14 protein-coding genes are annotated in these 17,413 nt (G+C 60.3%); 11 read left to right on the top strand and 3 right to left on the bottom strand.

Annotated elements, in window-relative coordinates; translation table 11 throughout:
* Nucleotides 1–115: 115 nt before the first annotated feature.
* Nucleotides 116–1,609: a CoA-acylating methylmalonate-semialdehyde dehydrogenase gene (locus JN524_RS17075; RefSeq protein ID WP_027613649.1), complete on the bottom strand. Its 1,494-nt coding sequence runs from the start codon at nt 1,607–1,609 to the stop codon at nt 116–118.
* 76 nt (nt 1,610–1,685) lie between these two features.
* Nucleotides 1,686–3,035, bottom strand: coding sequence for an aspartate aminotransferase family protein (locus JN524_RS17070; protein WP_003221395.1), 1,350 nt, complete (start codon nt 3,033–3,035; stop codon nt 1,686–1,688).
* 138 nt (nt 3,036–3,173) lie between these two features.
* Between JN524_RS17070 and JN524_RS17065 the strand changes: the two genes are divergently transcribed.
* The 9 genes from JN524_RS17065 (at nt 3,174) to JN524_RS17025 (ending at nt 13,695) form a co-directional block, all read left to right on the top strand.
* The gene (locus JN524_RS17065) at nt 3,174–4,094 is read left to right on the top strand and encodes a LysR family transcriptional regulator (RefSeq protein WP_007968115.1); all 921 of its coding nucleotides are present in this window, start codon (nt 3,174–3,176) and stop codon (nt 4,092–4,094) included.
* Between the two features lie 129 nt (nt 4,095–4,223).
* Nucleotides 4,224–5,612, top strand: a complete 1,389-nt coding sequence (locus JN524_RS17060) for a uracil-xanthine permease family protein (protein WP_202370084.1) — start codon at nt 4,224–4,226, stop codon at nt 5,610–5,612.
* Nucleotides 5,613–5,699: 87 nt separating this feature from the next.
* A complete protein-coding gene (locus tag JN524_RS17055; protein WP_027613646.1) occupies nt 5,700–6,350 on the top strand; it encodes a TetR/AcrR family transcriptional regulator in 651 nt (216 codons plus the stop codon).
* A 7-nt stretch (nt 6,351–6,357) separates the two neighbouring features.
* The gene (locus JN524_RS17050; protein ID WP_202370083.1) at nt 6,358–6,939 is read left to right on the top strand and encodes an IMPACT family protein; all 582 of its coding nucleotides are present in this window, start codon (nt 6,358–6,360) and stop codon (nt 6,937–6,939) included.
* A gap of 606 nt (nt 6,940–7,545) precedes the next feature.
* Nucleotides 7,546–9,093 (top strand): ABC transporter ATP-binding protein, encoded by a 1,548-nt coding sequence (locus tag JN524_RS17045; RefSeq protein ID WP_202370082.1) that lies wholly within the window; start codon nt 7,546–7,548, stop codon nt 9,091–9,093.
* Nucleotides 9,094–9,108: 15 nt separating this feature from the next.
* Entirely contained in the window at nt 9,109–10,215 is a 1,107-nt protein-coding gene (locus JN524_RS17040) for an ABC transporter permease (RefSeq protein WP_103484556.1), read from the top strand.
* The gene (locus tag JN524_RS17035) at nt 10,215–11,141 is read left to right on the top strand and encodes an ABC transporter permease (RefSeq protein WP_202370081.1); all 927 of its coding nucleotides are present in this window, start codon (nt 10,215–10,217) and stop codon (nt 11,139–11,141) included. The genes JN524_RS17040 and JN524_RS17035 overlap by 1 nt, the downstream gene beginning before the upstream one ends.
* A 248-nt stretch (nt 11,142–11,389) precedes the next feature.
* Nucleotides 11,390–12,076, top strand: coding sequence for an SDR family oxidoreductase (locus JN524_RS17030; protein ID WP_095138233.1), 687 nt, complete (start codon nt 11,390–11,392; stop codon nt 12,074–12,076).
* 260 nt (nt 12,077–12,336) lie between these two features.
* The gene (locus JN524_RS17025) at nt 12,337–13,695 is read left to right on the top strand and encodes an 8-oxoguanine deaminase (RefSeq protein WP_202370080.1); all 1,359 of its coding nucleotides are present in this window, start codon (nt 12,337–12,339) and stop codon (nt 13,693–13,695) included.
* Between the two features lie 118 nt (nt 13,696–13,813).
* Here the strand turns inward: JN524_RS17025 and JN524_RS17020 are convergent, their stop codons facing one another.
* The gene (locus JN524_RS17020; RefSeq protein WP_095138231.1) at nt 13,814–14,905 is read right to left on the bottom strand and encodes a calcium:proton antiporter; all 1,092 of its coding nucleotides are present in this window, start codon (nt 14,903–14,905) and stop codon (nt 13,814–13,816) included.
* A 274-nt stretch (nt 14,906–15,179) separates the two neighbouring features.
* Here JN524_RS17020 and JN524_RS17015 point away from each other — a divergent pair, with 274 nt between their 5' ends.
* Together JN524_RS17015 and JN524_RS17010 are read left to right on the top strand one after the other, a co-directional pair.
* Entirely contained in the window at nt 15,180–16,253 is a 1,074-nt protein-coding gene (locus JN524_RS17015; protein ID WP_202370079.1) for a BMP family ABC transporter substrate-binding protein, read from the top strand.
* Nucleotides 16,254–16,397: 144 nt separating this feature from the next.
* A complete protein-coding gene (locus JN524_RS17010) occupies nt 16,398–17,363 on the top strand; it encodes an isopenicillin N synthase family dioxygenase (RefSeq protein WP_202370078.1) in 966 nt (321 codons plus the stop codon).
* Nucleotides 17,364–17,413: the final 50 nt, after the last annotated feature.

The raw sequence follows: 17,413 nt of genomic DNA, 5'->3' as shown, positions 1-17,413 counted from the left end.
CCTATTGAATCTGCCGTCAACCCCTATTTTCATAAATCTGTCATATCGGTCAAAAAAGCCCTGAAACGCGAAGGCCGACCTTATAAAGTCGGCCTTCTTTGCACTGCCCTTCTACTTACAAGCTAGGGAAAGCGAATTGCGAAGCTTCATGACTCGCACGCTGCGGCCAGCGCTGGGTAATGGCTTTGCGACGGGTATAGAAGCGCACACCATCCGGGCCATAGGCATGCAGGTCGCCAAACAGCGAGCGCTTCCAGCCGCCGAAGCTGTGGTAAGCCACCGGAACCGGCAGCGGTACGTTGACGCCGACCATGCCGACTTCAATTTCGTCGCAGAACAGGCGCGCCGCCTCACCGTCACGGGTAAAGATGCAGGTGCCGTTACCGTATTCGTGATCGTTGATCAGCTTCATCGCCTCTTCCAAGCTGTTGACCCGAACCACGCACAACACCGGCCCGAAGATCTCTTCCTTATAGATGCGCATTTCAGGGGTGACGTTGTCGAACAGGCAGCCGCCGAGGAAGAAGCCCTCTTCGTTACCTGGAATGCTCAAGCCGCGACCATCGACCACCAGGGTCGCGCCCGCTGCCACGCCGTCATCGACATAACCACTGACCTTGTCCCGCGCCTGACCAGTCACCAGTGGCCCCATGTCCAGACCACACGAAGTGCCGGCACCGATTTTCAGCGCCTTGATCTGCGGTACCAGTTTCGCCACCAGCGCATCCGCTACCTGATCGCCGACACACACCGCGACCGAAATCGCCATGCAGCGCTCACCGCAAGAACCGTAGGCCGCGCCCATCAGTGCGCTGACCGCGTTGTCCAGATCCGCATCCGGCATCAGTACCGCATGGTTCTTCGCCCCGCCCAGTGCCTGAACGCGTTTGCCGCGCTTGGTGCCTTCGGCGTAGATGTATTCGGCAATTGGCGTCGAGCCAACGAAGCTCAGTGCTTTGACTTCCGGCGCTTCGATCAGCGCGTCCACTGCAGTCTTGTCGCCATGCACCACGCTCAACACGCCTTTCGGCAGACCGGCTTCGATCAGCAGTTGAGCGATCAGCAGCGTCGAGCTTGGGTCACGTTCGGACGGTTTGAGGATGAAGCAGTTGCCGCAGACGATCGCCAGCGGGTACATCCACAGTGGCACCATCGCCGGGAAGTTAAATGGCGTGATACCTGCAACCACACCCAGTGGCTGGAAGTCCGACCAGGCGTCGATGTTCGGGCCGACGTTGCGGCTGTACTCGCCCTTGAGGATTTCCGGGGCGGCGCAGGCAAACTCGACGTTCTCGATACCGCGCTTCAGTTCACCGGCGGCGTCTTCGAGGGTCTTGCCGTGTTCTTCGCTGATCAATTGCGAGATGCGTGCTTCGTTCTGCTCCAGCAGTTGCTTGAAGCGGAACATCACCTGGGCACGTTTCGCCGGTGGGGTGTTGCGCCATGCCGGGAATGCAGCCTTGGCGGCGTCGATCGCGTGTTGAATGGTTTCGCGGGTGGCCAGCGGCAGCTTGTGGATCGCCTGACCGGTGGATGGGTTGAACACATCAACCGCGCGACCGTTCTCGGTCACCAGTTCGCCATTGATCAAATGCGGGATAACGCTCATCGAAAACTCCTGAATTCTTGTGTACAGACGCCCGCACGGGGCGCCTGTTATTCGCAGGTATATATAGAGGGAAAAATCAGTCGAGCTTGTTCAGCACTTCGCCAACCGCATCGAACAGACGATCGAGGTCTTGCGGCTTGCTGTTGAAGGTTGGGCCGAACTGCAGGGTGTCGCCGCCGAAGCGTACGTAGAACCCGGCTTTCCACAGGGCCATACCGGCTTCGAACGGACGCACGATGGCGTCGCCGTCACGGGCCGCGATCTGGATCGCACCGGCCAGGCCGTAGTTACGGATATCGATGACGTTCTTCGAACCTTTCAGGCCATGCAGGGCATTTTCGAAATGCGGCGCGACTTCGGCCACGCTCTGCACGAGGTTTTCCTTTTGCAGCAGATCGAGTGCCGCCAGGCCTGCAGCGCACGCCACCGGGTGGGCCGAGTAGGTGTAGCCGTGAGGGAATTCCACCGCGTATTCCGGAGTCGGCTGATTCATGAAGGTCTGGTAGATCTCGGAGCTGGCAATCACTGCGCCCATCGGAATCGCGCCGTTGGTGACTTGCTTGGCGATGCACATCAGGTCCGGGGTCACGCCAAAGCTCTCGGCACCGAACATCGAACCGGTACGGCCGAAACCCGTGATCACTTCGTCGAACACCAGCAGGATGTTGTGCTGATCGCAGATCTCGCGCAGACGCTTCAGGTAACCCTGAGGCGGCACCAGTACGCCAGCGGAACCGGCCATCGGTTCAACGAAGACTGCCGCGATGTTCGAAGCGTCGTGCAGTTCGATCAACTTCAGCAGTTCATCGGCGAGGGCGATACCGCCCTGCTCCGGCATGCCACGGGAGAATGCGTTGCTAGCAAGCAGAGTGTGCGGCAGGTGATCGACATCCATCATCGCCTGACCGAACAGCTTACGGTTGCCGTTGACGCCGCCAAGGCTGGTGCCGGCGATGTTCACACCGTGGTAGCCACGGGCACGGCCGATCATTTTGGTCTTGGTTGACTGACCTTTCAGACGCCAGTAGGCACGAACCATCTTCACCGCGGTGTCGGCGCATTCGGAGCCGGAGTCGGTGAAGAACACGTGGTTCAGGTTGCCCGGAGTCAGGTCAGTGATCTTTTCCGCCAACTGGAACGACAACGGATGGCCGTACTGGAAGCCTGGCGAGTAATCGAGGGTGCCCAGTTGTTTGGATACCGCTTCCTGGATTTCCTTGCGGGTGTGCCCGGCGCCGCAGGTCCACAGACCGGACAGCGAATCGTAGATCTTGCGGCCCTTGTCATCGAACAGCCAGCTACCTTCGGCACCCACGATCAGACGCGGGTCGCGCTGGAAGTTGCGGTTGGCGGTGTACGGCATCCAATGCGCGTCCAGCTTCAGTTGGCTGGCCAGTGGCGACGGCGCGTTTTCAGGCATGTTCATCGGGCAAAACCTCGCAGGGCATAAGCATCAGGGAGATAAAAAGCGTTGTTGCAGCTAAATTGCCACGCGGATAAAGTCGGTGAAATCCAACTTTTCTAACCTTCAGTTAGAACACTGCTAAACAATGAGAACAACAGCATGAGCAGTCGTCGCCCCGATCCGCTGGCCCAGGTCAGTGATTTTGATATTCGCCTGCTGCGGATTTTCCGCAGCGTGGTGGAGTGCGGCGGCTTCTCGGCGGCGGAAACCGTGCTCGGCATCGGGCGCTCGGCGATCAGCCAGCAGATGAGCGATCTCGAACAGCGCCTCGGCCTGCGTTTGTGCCAGCGTGGCCGCGCCGGGTTCTCGCTGACCGAAGAGGGACGCGAGGTTTATCAGTCAGCGCTGCAACTGTTAAGTGCGCTGGAAAGTTTCCGCACCGAGGTCAATGGCCTGCACCAACACCTGCGTGGCGAGTTGATCATCGGCCTGACCGACAACCTCGTCACCCTGCCCCACATGCGCATCACCCATGCTCTTGCCCAGTTGAAGGAACGCGGGCCGGACGTGCAGATCCAGATCCGCATGATCGCGCCCAATGAAGTCGAACAAGGCGTACTCGATGGCCGCCTGCATGTCGGTGTGGTGCCACAGGCCAGCGCACTGTCGGGGCTGGAATATCAGCCGTTGTACAGCGAACGCTCACTGCTTTATTGCGCGGTGGGTCATCCGCTGTTTTATGTCGATGACAAGCAACTGGATGACGAGCGCCTGAACAGCCAGGACGCGATTGCCCCGACCTTTCGTTTGCCGGCGGAGATTCAGGCGCATTACCAGGCGCTCAATTGCACCGCCAGTGCGTCCGATCGTGAGGGCATGGCGTTTCTGATTCTGACCGGGCGTTATATCGGTTATCTGCCGGATCATTACGCCAGCCTGTGGGTGCAGCAAGGTCGCTTGCGTGCGCTGAAATCGACGACACGTTTTTATGATTTGAGTCTGGCATCGGTCACGCGCAAGGGGCGGCGCCCTCATTTGGTGCTGGAAAGTTTTCTCGAAAGCCTCGCTGCGACGCGTTGAAAGCAAGATCAAAAGATCGCAGCCTGCGGCAGCTCCTACATTTGGCGATCGCAATACCTGAAAGCTGAGCAAGTGGACAGGTTTTTGCAGTGAAGGGTGAACTCGATTCCTGAACAAGAAGCCAAACCCATGCAGCCAGAATCTGAACTCTCCAGCGAACTGATCTACGGCCTCGACGACCGCCCAAAACTACCCGCCGCAATCCTCGCCGCCCTGCAACACGTGCTCGCCAGTTTCGTCGGCATCATCACCCCGCCGCTGGTAATCGGCTCGGCCCTCGGCCTGACCGCGCATCTGCCGTACCTGATCAGCATGGCGCTGATGGTGTCCGGGGTCGGTACCTTTATTCAGGCGCGGAGGCCGTTCGGCATCGGCGCCGGGATGATCTGTTTGCAGGGCACCAGTTTCGCCTTTCTCGGCGCGGTGCTGTCGGCCGGGTTTCTGGTCAAGCAGCGTGGCGGCAGCCCGGAAGACATTCTGGCGATGATCTTCGGCGTATGCTTTTTCGGCGCCGTGGTGCAGATTGTCCTCAGCCGTTTCATCGGTCAATTACGCCGGGTTGTTACGCCGCTAGTGACCGGGATCGTCATTACTCTGATCGGCGTCAGTCTGATCAAGGTCGGCATCACCGACCTGGGCGGTGGATTCAATGCGCCGGACTTCGGCGCGCCGGGCAATCTGGCGCTGGGGGTGTTCGTGTTGCTGACGATCATCCTGCTCAATCGCTCGAACACGCCGTGGGTGCGGCTGTCGGCCATCATTATCGGACTGCTGCTCGGCAGTCTGGCCGCGTGGTTCAGCGGGAAACTGGTTCCGCAAGCATTGCCTGACTTGCCGCTGGTCAGTCTTCCTGCACCCTTCAAGTTCGGATTCAGCTTTGACTGGACAGCTTTCCTGCCGGTCGCGCTGATTTATCTGATCAGCACCATCGAAACCGTCGGCGACCTCACCGCCAACTGCATGCTTGCCCGCCAGCCGATCAGCGGCCCCTCTTATATAAGTCGTTTGCGTGGCGGTGTGCTCGGTGACGGCGTCAGCTGCATGATCGCCGCCACCTTCAGCGCCTTCCCCAACACCACGTTTGCGCAGAACAACGGCGTGATCCAGTTGACCGGCGTGGCCAGCCGCTACGTCGGGCTGTACATCGGTGCGATCCTGTTTTGTCTCGGCCTGTTCCCCATGATCGGCGCGTTGCTGCAGCAAATCCCGAAACCGGTGCTCGGCGGCGCCACGCTGGTGATGTTCGGCAGCGTGGCGGCAGCCGGGGTGCGGATCCTTGCGCAGTCGCCGCTGGACCGACGCAGCATGCTGATCATCGCCACCTCGCTCGGCGTCGGCCTGGGCATTGCCGCGCAACCGAACCTGCTGCATCTGCTGCCGAAACTGGTGCAAAACCTGTTCGATTCGGCGATCACCAGCGGTGGCCTGACCGCGATCATCTTGTGCCTGTTGCTGCCGGAGGCGAAAACCACCAGCCTCGAATCCGCCACAGCGCTGAACAAGATCGAACAGGCGTAACGGTTTTATTGCATCAGGACTTGTCGGATGCCTGTGGGTGCGTTATCAACGCAGCTGGTTGCACCCACAGACAAACCGGAAGTGCCTATGACCTTTGAAGTCCCCGCTCACGGCGGCAAACCCGCCAGCCGCATTCGTCAGAAGAACGAAGAGACCATCCTCAAAGCCGCCGAAGACGAGTTCGCCCGTCACGGTTACAAAGGCACCAGCATGAACACCATTGCGCAGAATGCCGGGTTGCCCAAGGCGAACCTGCATTACTACTTCACCAACAAGCTTGGGTTGTACGTGGCGGTGCTGAGCAACATCATCGAGCTGTGGGACAGCACCTTCAACACGCTGACCGCCGAGGATGATCCGGCCGAAGCGCTGACCCGCTACATTCGCGCCAAGATGGAATTCTCCCGCCGCCAACCGCAGGCTTCGCGGATCTTTGCGATGGAAGTGATCAGCGGCGGCGAATGCCTGACCGAGTATTTCAACCAGGATTACCGCGCCTGGTTCCAGGGCCGCGCGGCAGTGTTCCAGGCCTGGATCGATGCCGGCAAGATGGATCCGGTGGATCCGGTGCACCTGATTTTCCTGCTGTGGGGCAGCACCCAGCATTACGCCGACTTCGCCACGCAAATCTGTCGCGTCAGCGGTCGCAGCAAGTTGACCAAGCAGGACATGGAAGACGCCGGCAACAACCTGATCCGCATCATTCTCAAAGGCTGCGGCCTCACCCCGACTATTTAAGACGTTTATGCCTTTCACCCTCAGCGGTTTTTGCGAGTACCGCGAAGAGATTCGCAAAAGCCGCTTCATCACCTTCGCCGCGCCGATCGCCAGCCCCGCCGACGCGCAGGCATTCTTCGAACAACACAGCGACTTGAATGCCTCGCACAACTGCTGGGCATGGAAACTCGGTGCGCAATACCGCAGCAACGACGACGGCGAACCCGGCGGCACCGCCGGACGGCCGATTCTGGCGGCCATCGAAGCGCAGGATTGCGATCAGGTCGCGGTGTTGGTGATCCGCTGGTATGGCGGTATTCAATTGGGTACCGGCGGTTTGGCCCGAGCCTATGGCGGCGGCGCGAACAAGTGCCTGCAAGCGGCGGCAAAAGTCGAGTTGATCAGCCGTGTGCCGCTCAGTTGTGCCTGCGGCTTTGCCGAGTTGGCGTTGGTGAAGCTGCGGGTGGCGGACCTGAATGGGTTAGTCGTCGAAGAAAACTTCACCGCCAATGGTGTTGAATTGCAGTTGGCGCTGGGTGAGGCGCAGATCGAGTTGCTGCAAACCCAGTTGGCGGATTTGAGTCGGGGGCGGATTGTGCTGCAGCGTTAGAAGATCAAAAGATCGCAGCCTTCGGCAGCTCCTGCACAGGACTTTGCGTTTCCCTGTAGGAGCTGCCGAAGGCTGCGATCTTTTAGGGCATCGACGAATTCCGTTATTCCAACAACTTGCCCACATCTGCTGTGCACCCGACTGTGGATAACCTGAGTACATTCCGCTGTAACCCTTCTGTCACGTGGCTTTGCGCGATTTGTTCACTTTTCGTCCACTCCACCTGAAAAAAGATTAATCCCACGTAAAAACAAATAGTTAGCGCTGTTTATCACCATTGGGAGATAGCACTGCAGCGCTTATGCCAAGGATTTCCAATTGCACACAAATACTGTGGAGCAACCTGTGGATAACCCGTTCATGGCTGGCGCAGCCGCAGGTTCTGTATAGCTTCGACCCGGTTGCTCGTTTTTTAACCAGTTCGTCACGGTGCAAAAGTGGAGCCGGATCAACAGCTTTGCGCTGAATTGGTGCCCGCTCCCCCTGCGATTTTCATCGCGAAGCTCTGCCGCCGGCGCGCGGCGACAGTTGCCGCGGGCGTTCCTGACTCAATGGCCAGGAAATTGCTTTATCCACAGGCACAACTCCAAGCCAGTCGAGCCTGTCATGCCTAGCCCAGATTCAACGCCGCGCCTGCAACTGCGCCAGATCAGCAAACGCTACCCAGGCTGTCTGGCCAATGCCGCCATCGACCTGAGCATCGCGCCGGGAGAAATCCACGCACTGCTCGGTGAGAACGGCGCGGGTAAAAGCACGCTGATGAAGATCATCTATGGCGTCACCCAGGCCGATATCGGCGAAATGCTCTGGCAGGGCCAGCGGGTGAATATCCGCAACCCGGCGCAGGCCCGGCAGTTGGGGATCGGCATGGTGTTTCAGCATTTCTCGCTGTTCGAAACCCTCAGCGTCGCACAGAACATCGCTCTGGCCATGGGCGCCAAAGCCGGCACGCCGAAACAACTGGAGCCAAAGATTCGCCAAGTGTCGCGCCGCTACGGCATGGCGCTGGAGCCGGAGCGACTTGTCCACAGCCTGTCGATGGGCGAGCGGCAACGAGTGGAGATCATTCGCTGCCTGATGCAGGACATTCGCCTGCTGATCCTCGACGAGCCGACGTCGGTGCTGACGCCACAAGAGGCCGACGAACTGTTCATCACCCTGCGCCGCCTCGCCGCCGAGGGTTGCAGCATTCTGTTTATCAGCCACAAGCTCGCGGAAGTGCGCGCCCTGTGCCATAGCGCCACGGTTTTGCGCGGCGGGCGGGTCGCCGGGCATTGCCGGCCGGCCGAATGCTCGGATCAGCAATTGGCGCAGATGATGGTCGGCGAAGCGGCGGCGTTGATCGGCGAATATCCGAAGGTCAGTGGCGGCGCGGACTTTCTACAGGTCAACGGCTTGAGCTGGCACAACCCGGATCCCTTCGGCTGCTCGTTGAGCGACATTAACCTGCAAGTGCGCAGCGGTGAAATCGTCGGTATCGCCGGGGTCGCGGGCAATGGACAGGATGAGTTGCTCGCCCTGCTCAGCGGTGAACACCCCCTGCCCCGCGACGGCGCGACAACAATTTGTTTCGCCGGGCAAGCGGTCGCCGATTTGCGTCCGGATGCGCGGCGCCAACTCGGTCTGGCGTTCGTCCCGGCAGAACGCCTGGGCCACGGCTCAGTGCCGGAACTGAGCCTTGCCGACAACGCCTTGCTCACGGCCTTTCAACAGGGGCTGGTGAGCAACGGTTTGATCAAGCGCAGCAAAGTCGAAGCCCTCGCCCAACAGATCATTCAGCGCTTCGGGGTGAAAACCCCGGGCACTCACGCGGCCGCGCGCAGCCTGTCCGGCGGCAATCTGCAGAAATTCATTCTCGGCCGGGAAATCCTCCAGCAACCGAAACTGCTCGTCGCGGCGCACCCGACCTGGGGCGTGGACGTGGGCGCGGCGGCGACCATTCACCGTGCGCTGATTGCCCTGCGCGATGCCGGTGCGGCGATCCTGGTGATCTCCGAAGACCTCGACGAACTGTTCCAGATCAGCGACCGCCTCGGCGCCCTGTGCGCCGGGCGTCTGTCGCCGCTGCAGAACACCACCGACACCCTGCTGAGCGATGTCGGCAGCTGGATGGCCGGGCACATCAACCCCACGCATTCATCGGCCACGGCCTGACGGAGTTTTCCCAACATGCTGCTTTCCCTCGAACCCCGTGGCCAACAATCGCGCCTGATGTTGTGGTGCTCGCCGTTGCTGGCAGCACTGCTGACCCTCGGTTGCGGCTCGCTGTTGTTCATCGCTCTGGGACATGACCCGCTGCAAACTTTGCACACGTTGTTGATCGCACCGGTCAGCGATCTGTATGGCGTCTCCGAACTGCTGGTCAAGGCGCTGCCGATTCTGCTCTGCGCATTAGGCTTGGCGGTGGCGTATCAGGCGCGGATCTGGAACATCGGCGCCGAAGGTCAGTTACTGCTCGGTGCACTTGCCGGCAGTGCCTTGGCGGTGAACATCATCGACCTGCAAAGCCGTTGGGCGCTGGTGCTGATTCTGCTCACCGGGACCTTCGCCGGGGCCGCTTGGGCCGGGCTGACGGCATGGCTGCGCACGCGCTTCAACGCCAACGAAATCCTCACCAGCATCATGCTCAATTACATCGCGCTGAACCTGTTGCTGTTCTGCGTGCACGGGCCGCTGAAGGATCCGGCCGGCTACAACTTTCCCGAGTCGGCGATGTTCGGCGACGCCAGCCGCCTGCCGCTGCTGATGGAGGATGGCCGGGTGCATGCCGGGGTGTATTTCGCCCTGCTCGCGCTGGTTGCGGTGTGGGTGTTGTTGCAGAAAAGCTTCGTCGGTTTCCAGATCAAGGTGCTCGGTCTGGATAAACGTGCGGCGGGGTTTGTCGGCTTTCGCGAAAAACGTCTGATCTGGCTCGCGCTGTTGATCAGCGGGGGCTTGGCCGGGCTGGCCGGGGTTTGCGAAGTCACCGGGCCGATCGGGCAATTGGTGCCGCAAGTCTCGCCGGGCTATGGCTATGCAGCAATCACCGTGGCGTTTCTCGGCCGGCTGAATCCGATCGGGATTCTGTTCTCAAGCCTGCTGATGGCGCTGCTGTACATCGGCGGTGAAAGCGCGCAAATGACCCTGAATCTGCCGCAAGCGATCACCCAACTGTTTCAGGGAATGATGCTGTTTTTCCTGCTGGCCTGCGACGTGCTGATTCTTTATCGGCCACGCCTGAAACTGCGCTGGGCACGGCGCACCTCGACCACCGCCGTAACCGCCGGAGCGCTGTGATGGATATCGATCTGCTGAGCAATATTTTCTACGCCATGGTGCGTTGCGGCACGCCGCTGTTGTTGGTGGCGCTGGGTGAGTTGATCTGCGAGAAGAGCGGCGTGCTCAACCTGGGCCAGGAAGGAATGATGCTGTTTGGCGCGGTGATCGGTTTTATCGTCGCCCTCAACAGCGGCAACCTGTGGCTCGGCGTGTTGCTGGCGATGCTCGCGGGGATGCTCTTGTCTTCGCTGTTTGCCTTGGTTGCGCTGGTGTTCAATGCCAATCAGGTAGCGACCGGGCTGGCGCTGACGATCTTCGGTGTGGGCCTGTCGACCTTTGTCGGCGCGGTGTGGGTCGGCAAGCCGTTGGCCGGATTCGAGCCGTTGGCGATTCCGTACTTGAGTGAGATTCCGCTGATCGGGCGCATGCTGTTTGCTCAGGACTTACTGGTGTACCTGTCGTTCGCCCTGTTTGCACTGGTGGCGTGGGTGATCATCAAGAGTCGTGTCGGGTTGATCATTCAGGCCGTTGGCGAGAACCCGGACGCGGCCAGTGCGATGGGCCTGCCGGTGCTGACCGTGCGCACGCTGGCGGTGCTGTTTGGCGGGGCGATGGCCGGTTTGGCCGGGGCGTATCTGTCGCTGGCGTACACGCCGATGTGGGCGGAAAACATGACCGCCGGACGCGGCTGGATCGCGCTGGCGCTGGTGGTGTTTGCCAGTTGGCGGGTATGGCGTTTGTTGCTCGGGGCGTATCTGTTTGGCCTCGCCAGCATCCTGCACCTGGTGGCGCAAGGCTTGGGACTGGCGATTCCGTCGAGTCTGCTGGCGATGCTGCCATACGTGGCGACGATTGTGGTGTTGGTGCTGTTGTCGCGCGATGCCGTTCGGACTCGGTTGTATGCGCCGGTGTCGTTGGGGCAGCCGTGGCAGGCCGGGCATTAGGGTGGTGATGCCAATGGCCTCATCGCTGGCAAGCCAGCTCCCACAGTGTCCGTGTTGTGTACCTGATTTGCGAACACCGCTGAGCGGCCTGCGAACTCGAGCAGCAACCACGCTAAAGTCTGGAGTATGCTTCGGGATCAACAGCTCTTTTGAGACCCGGCTCGATGTGTTGCGACGAGTGTTGCAACTACGGCTCGGTCAGGCGTGTCCATTGAATCCGTGAACCGTAATCTTCAAGGAACCGAGTCATGTCCCAGGCAAAAAACGCACTGATCATCGGCGCCTCCCGTGGCTTGGGCCTCGGGTTGGTGAAAACCCTGTTGGCCGATGGCTGGCAAGTGACCGCCACCGTGCGCAATCCGCAAAAGGCCGAGGCGCTGCAAGCGCTGGGCAAGGTGCGGATCGAGAAACTCGACATGGACGACCAGCAAGCGGTGATCGCCCTGAGCCAGCAGCTCAAGGGCGAGACCTTCGACCTGTTGTTCGTCAACGCCGGGGTCAAAGGCCCTGAAGTGCAAACCCCGGGCGGCGCGACACTGGCCGAAGTCGGGCAACTGTTTTTCACCAACGCCGTGGCGCCGATCAACCTGGCGCAGCGCTTCGTCGGGCAGATCCGTGACGGCAGCGGCGTGCTGGCGTTCATGAGTTCCGGCCTGGGCAGCGTCACCGTACCCGACGCCCCGGAGCTGGCGCTGTACAAGGCGAGCAAGGCCGCGCTGAACTCGATGACCAACAGTTTCGTCACGCAACTGGGCGAGCAGAAACTCACCGTACTGTCGCTGCACCCGGGCTGGGTGAAGACGGATATGGGCGGTGAAGGCGCCGACCTGGATGTAGAGACCAGCACCCGTGGGCTGATTGATCAGGTGAATGCGTACACCGGCAAGGGCGGGCATCACTTCATCAACTACAAGGGTGAAACGATCCCCTGGTAAGCCAACAAGACCTTTGAATTCGCACATACCTGTAGGAGCTGCCGAAGGCTGCGATCTTTTGATCTTAAAAACAAGATCAAAAGATCGCAGCCTTCGGCAGCTCCTACAGGGCTGATGTGTTGGCTTGTCGGGTCGGGCTTGCCCGATCCGGCGATTTGTTTGAAACTGCTCGCCTCGTCCCTCGCGGCGACCCTGGATCAGCAGACAGGGCAACACTGAGCTGGCAACCCTGAACCCCACTTTCAGAGGAGCCGGCCACAATGCCTGCGACCCGTACCTGGTTAAAAAATCCCCTCGCCATTTTCACGGCCAACGCGCTCGATGCCCGTGGTGGTCTGGTGCTGCAAGACGGCGTGATCGTCGAAGTGCTGGCGGCCGGTCAGCAACCGTCCGCGCCGTGCAACGAAGTGTTCGATGCCCGCGAGCATGTGATTCTGCCGGGCCTGATCAACACCCATCACCACTTCTATCAAACACTGACTCGCGCCTGGGCGCCGGTGGTCAATCAGCCGCTGTTCCCGTGGCTGAAAACCCTGTACCCGGTATGGGCACGGCTGACCCCGGAAAAACTCGCCCTTGCGACAAAAGTGGCCTTGGCTGAATTGCTGCTGTCGGGTTGCACTACCGCTGCCGACCACCATTACCTGTTCCCCGATGGCTTGGAAAACGCCATCGATGTGCAAGTCGACACCGTGCGTGAACTGGGCATGCGCGCCATGCTCACTCGCGGTTCGATGAGCCTCGGCGAGAAGGACGGCGGCCTGCCGCCGCAGCAGACCGTGCAGGAAGGTCAGGTGATTCTCGACGACAGCCAGCGCCTGATTCACGAGTACCACGAGCGCGGCGATGGTGCGCAGATCCAGATCGCTCTGGCACCGTGCTCGCCGTTTTCGGTGACCCCGGAAATCATGTCGGCCAGCGCCGAACTGGCGAACAAACTCGATGTGCGCTTGCACACGCACTTGGCGGAAACCCTCGAAGAAGAGGATTTCTGCCTGCAGCGTTTCGGCCTGCGCACCGTGGATTATCTGGACAGCGTCGGCTGGCTCGGCCCGCGCACCTGGCTGGCCCACGGCATCCACTTCAACCCGGACGAAATCGCCCGCCTCGGCCAGGCCGGTACCGGTATCTGCCATTGCCCGAGTTCGAACATGCGTCTGGCCTCCGGCATCTGCCCGAGCATCGACTTGACCGATGCTGGCGCGCTGTTCGGTCTGGGCGTGGACGGCTCGGCCTCCAACGACGCGTCGAACATGATTCTCGAAGCGCGGCAGGCGTTGTACATCCAGCGTCTGCGTTACGGCGCGGAGAAGATCACCCCGGAACGCGTGCTCGGCTGGGCAACCAAAGGCTCGGCGAGCCTGTTGGGGCGTACCGACATCGGTGAGCTGGCGGTGGGCAAGCAGGCGGATCTGGCGTTGTTCAAGCTTGATGAGCTGCGTTTCTCCGGTAGCCATGATCCGATCTCGGCGCTGCTGTTGTGCGGTGCCGATCGTGCGGATCGGGTGATGATTGGCGGCAAGTGGCGGGTGATTGATGGCCAGGTTGAGGGGCTTGATCTGAAAGGCCTGATCGCTGATCACAGCCAGGCGGCTCGCCAGTTGATCGCCGGCACCTGATCCAATAAAGAACCCTGTAGGAGCTGCCGAAGGCTGCGATCTTTTGATCTTGTTTTTTAAAATCAAGATCAAAAGATCGCAGCCTTCGGCAGCTCCTACAGGGGAATTTGTGGTGTTCTTAGAGGCCGAGCAGCGACAGCATGATAAACGTCGCAAACAGCACAAAGTGAGTCATGCCTTCGATGGCATTGGTCTCGCCGTCATTCAGGTTGATCGCACTGACAATCAGCGTGATGAAGATCATCACCGTCTGCACCGGGGTCATCGCCATCTGAAACGGCTGACCAGTGTACAGCGCCATCGCTTCCATCACCGGCACCGTGAGGATCACCGTCGACAGTGACGCGCCCATCGCAATGTTCACCACCGATTGCATGCGGTTGGCCAACGCGGCACGCAACGCCGTCAGAATCTCCGGCGCTGCGGAAATCGCCGCCACCAGAATCGCCGTGATCACCGGCGGCGCGCCCGTACCTTCCAGGCCCAGATCGAGGGTCTTGGACATCACTTCGGCCAGTGCGCCGATCACCACCACGCCGAACACCAGAATGCCGATCGACCACGCCAGGCTCAGCGGTTTCGGTTCATCCTCCACCGGCTCTTTCTTGCGGCGTTTATCCGGGTAGCTGTAGCTGAAAAAGTAACTGTGCGGCCCGACCTGCATACGCAGGAACAACGCATAAAGCACCACCATCGCACCGATGGTGAACGCTGAATAAATCTTCCAGTTGGCCGCCGGAATAAACTCCGGCACCACCATCGATACACCCATGGCGGTGAGGATCATCACGCTGTAGCTGCGTGCCGAATCATCGTTGTACGACTGCTCGCCATGCTTGAGCCCGCCCATCAACGCCGCGAGACCGAGGATACCGTTGATGTCGAGCATCACCGCCGAATAGATCGTGTCCCGCACCAGCGTGGCGGACGCCTCGTTGCTCATCATGATCGCCAGGATCACCACTTCCACCAGCACCGCAGCGAGGGTCAGAATCATCGTGCCGTAGGGGTCGCCGACTTTTTCTGCGAGCAGTTCGGCATGATGGGCGACGCGCATCGAGGCGGCGACGATGAAGGCGATCAGCGCCAGACCGCAGATCAGCGCGACGATCTGGCCGCTGTGGAGCATCCAGTGTTCCAGCGGATAGGCGATGCACGCGGCAATCACCGCCAGCAGCAGAAAGCTTTCTTGCTTGAGGATCGTGAGCATGGCGGGCCTTTTTGCCGAGAGGTTCGAATGAGCTACTGACTGCGGCGCGGCGCTAACGTTTCGTTACACCTTAGCGCACCAGCCGATAGCGTGAATCCGCTGGCTTGCACTGCGTTGGTTCCGACGCTGAAAAGATCGCAGCCTGCGGCAGCTCCTACAGGTTGCGCATTCCCCTGTAGAAACTGCCGAAGGCTGCGATCTTTTTGTTTGTTGTCCTGTTGGTCAGCAATTTGCATTGCCCCTGACCACACACAACAAAATGGAGCTCCAATTCATGCAAATACGTCCGCTGCATAAACTGCTGTGCGCCGCCATCGGTCTGGGGATCAGCCTGAGCGCCAGCGCTGCCGATCCGCTGAAGGTCGGTTTCGTCTACATCGGCCCGATCGGCGACCACGGCTGGACGTATCAGCATGAACAGGGGCGCAAGGCGCTGGCAGAGAAATTCGGCGCGCAGATCACCACCAATTACGTCGAGAACGTGGCCGAGGGCGCCGACGCCGAGCGGGTGATCCGCAACATGGCCAAGGACAACTACGACCTGATTTTCACCACCTCCTTCGGCTACATGAACCCGACGCTGAAAGTCGCCAAACAGTTTCCCAAGGTCACCTTCGAACACGCCACCGGCTACAAGCAGGACAAGAACCTCGGCACCTATCTCGCGCGCACCTACGAGGGTCGTTATGTCGGCGGTTTCCTTGCAGCGAAGATGACCAAGACCAAGAAGGTCGGTTACGTCGCCTCGTTCCCGATTCCGGAAGTGATCCGCGACATCAACGCCATCCAGCTGGCGCTGAACAAGTACAACCCTGGCACCGAGATCAAGGTGGTGTGGGTCAACTCGTGGTTCGACCCGGGCAAGGAAGCCGACGCCGCCAACGCGCTGATCGATCAGGGCGTGGACGTGGTGTTCCAGCACACCGACAGCCCGGCGCCGATTCAGGCCGCCGAACGGCGTGGCGTATACGCCGTGGGTTATGCCTCGGACATGGCGCATTTCGGCCCGAAAGCGGTGCTGACTTCGATCGTCAACGACTGGGCACCACACTACATTCAGGCGACCCAGAGCGTGATCGACCACAACTGGAAATCCCAGGACTACTGGGGCGGGCTGAAGGAAGGCACGGTTGAACTGCCGATCAGTGATCTGGTTCCGGCACCAGTGAAAGCCGAAGCCGAGCAGATCATTGCCGACATAAAGAGCGGTGCGCTGCAACCGTTCACCGGGCCGATCAAGGATCAGGCCGGCCTGGAGAAAATCCCGGCCGGGGTGAGCGCAACCAATGCGGAACTGGCGTCGATGAACTATTACGTGGAAGGGATGAAGGCCGAGATGCCGAAGTAATCCTCCGATTCACCACACAAAACCCTGTGGGAGCGAGCCTGCTCGCGAAAGCGGTGTGTCATTAAACAAAAATGTTGTCTGACACTCCCTCTTCGCGAGCAGGCTCGCTCCCACATTGGAACCCAGCGTATTCAAGGATTGTGTATGAACAGTCTTCCGATCATCGACATCTCACCGCTCTACACCAACGACCAAAACGCCTGGCCCGCCGTCGCCGCACAGATCGACAAAGCCTGCCGCGAATGGGGCTTTTTCTACATCAAGGGCCACCCGATTTCCGCGCAGCGCATCGATTCGCTGCTCGACCACGCTCAGCGCTTTTTTGCGCAACCGACAGAAGAAAAACTCAGGATCGACATCACCCAGACCCGCCACCACCGCGGCTACGGCGCCATCGCCACCGAACAGCTCGACCCGGACAAACCCAGCGACCTCAAAGAAACCTTCGACATGGGCCTGCACCTGCCGGCGAACCATCCTGAAGTGCTAGCGGAAAAACCCTTGCGCGGGCCCAATCGTCATCCGCCAATAGCCGGTTGGGAAACGCTGCTGGAGCAGCACTACCTCGACATGCAGGCACTCGCGCAAACTCTGCTGCGGGCGATGACCATCGCGTTGGACATCGAGCACGACTTCTTCGACACCCGCTTCAATCAGCCGGTCAGTGTGCTGCGGCTGATCCACTACCCGCCGCGCCACACCGCCAGCAGCGCTGAGCAGCAAGGCGCCGGAGCGCACACCGATTACGGCTGCATCACCCTGCTCTACCAGGACAGCGCCGGCGGCCTGCAAGTGAAGAACGTCAAAGGTGAATGGATCGATGCGCCGCCGATTGATGGCACCTTCGTGGTCAACCTCGGCGACATGATGGCGCGCTGGAGCAATGACCGTTATCGCTCGACCCCGCATCGGGTGATCAGCCCGCTGGGGGTGGATCGCTATTCGATGCCGTTCTTCGCCGAGCCGCACCCGGACACCCGCATCGAATGCCTGCCCGGTTGCCAGGACGCACAGCATCCAGCGAAATATCCGACCACCACTTGCGCCGAATTCCTGCTGTCGCGCTTCGCCGATACCTACGCCTATCGTCGCGAGCCGCAAGCGGTGTGATGGATCGCTTGGTCAGGTTTTGCCAATTGTTTCGGCGCGCATCTGTAGAA

This window comes from Pseudomonas sp. MWU318 (assembly GCF_016756945.1).
GTDB lineage: Bacteria > Pseudomonadota > Gammaproteobacteria > Pseudomonadales > Pseudomonadaceae > Aquipseudomonas > Aquipseudomonas putida_A.
The sequence above is the reverse complement of the archived record's forward strand: the minus strand, read 5'-3'. Positions and strand labels throughout refer to the sequence as shown.

Bases quoted from the DNA above. Each gene is read 5' to 3' on its own strand.
- JN524_RS17075 (WP_027613649.1), bottom strand. From the start codon at position 1,609: ATGAGCGTTATCCCGCATTTGATCAATGGCGAACTGGTGACCGAGAAC.
- JN524_RS17070 (WP_003221395.1), bottom strand. From the start codon at position 3,035: ATGAACATGCCTGAAAACGCGCCGTCGCCACTGGCCAGCCAACTGAAG.
- JN524_RS17065 (WP_007968115.1), top strand. From the start codon at position 3,174: ATGAGCAGTCGTCGCCCCGATCCGCTGGCCCAGGTCAGTGATTTTGAT.
- JN524_RS17060 (WP_202370084.1), top strand. From the start codon at position 4,224: ATGCAGCCAGAATCTGAACTCTCCAGCGAACTGATCTACGGCCTCGAC.
- JN524_RS17055 (WP_027613646.1), top strand. From the start codon at position 5,700: ATGACCTTTGAAGTCCCCGCTCACGGCGGCAAACCCGCCAGCCGCATT.
- JN524_RS17050 (WP_202370083.1), top strand. From the start codon at position 6,358: ATGCCTTTCACCCTCAGCGGTTTTTGCGAGTACCGCGAAGAGATTCGC.
- JN524_RS17045 (WP_202370082.1), top strand. From the start codon at position 7,546: ATGCCTAGCCCAGATTCAACGCCGCGCCTGCAACTGCGCCAGATCAGC.
- JN524_RS17040 (WP_103484556.1), top strand. From the start codon at position 9,109: ATGCTGCTTTCCCTCGAACCCCGTGGCCAACAATCGCGCCTGATGTTG.
- JN524_RS17035 (WP_202370081.1), top strand. From the start codon at position 10,215: ATGGATATCGATCTGCTGAGCAATATTTTCTACGCCATGGTGCGTTGC.
- JN524_RS17030 (WP_095138233.1), top strand. From the start codon at position 11,390: ATGTCCCAGGCAAAAAACGCACTGATCATCGGCGCCTCCCGTGGCTTG.
- JN524_RS17025 (WP_202370080.1), top strand. From the start codon at position 12,337: ATGCCTGCGACCCGTACCTGGTTAAAAAATCCCCTCGCCATTTTCACG.
- JN524_RS17020 (WP_095138231.1), bottom strand. From the start codon at position 14,905: ATGCTCACGATCCTCAAGCAAGAAAGCTTTCTGCTGCTGGCGGTGATT.
- JN524_RS17015 (WP_202370079.1), top strand. From the start codon at position 15,180: ATGCAAATACGTCCGCTGCATAAACTGCTGTGCGCCGCCATCGGTCTG.
- JN524_RS17010 (WP_202370078.1), top strand. From the start codon at position 16,398: ATGAACAGTCTTCCGATCATCGACATCTCACCGCTCTACACCAACGAC.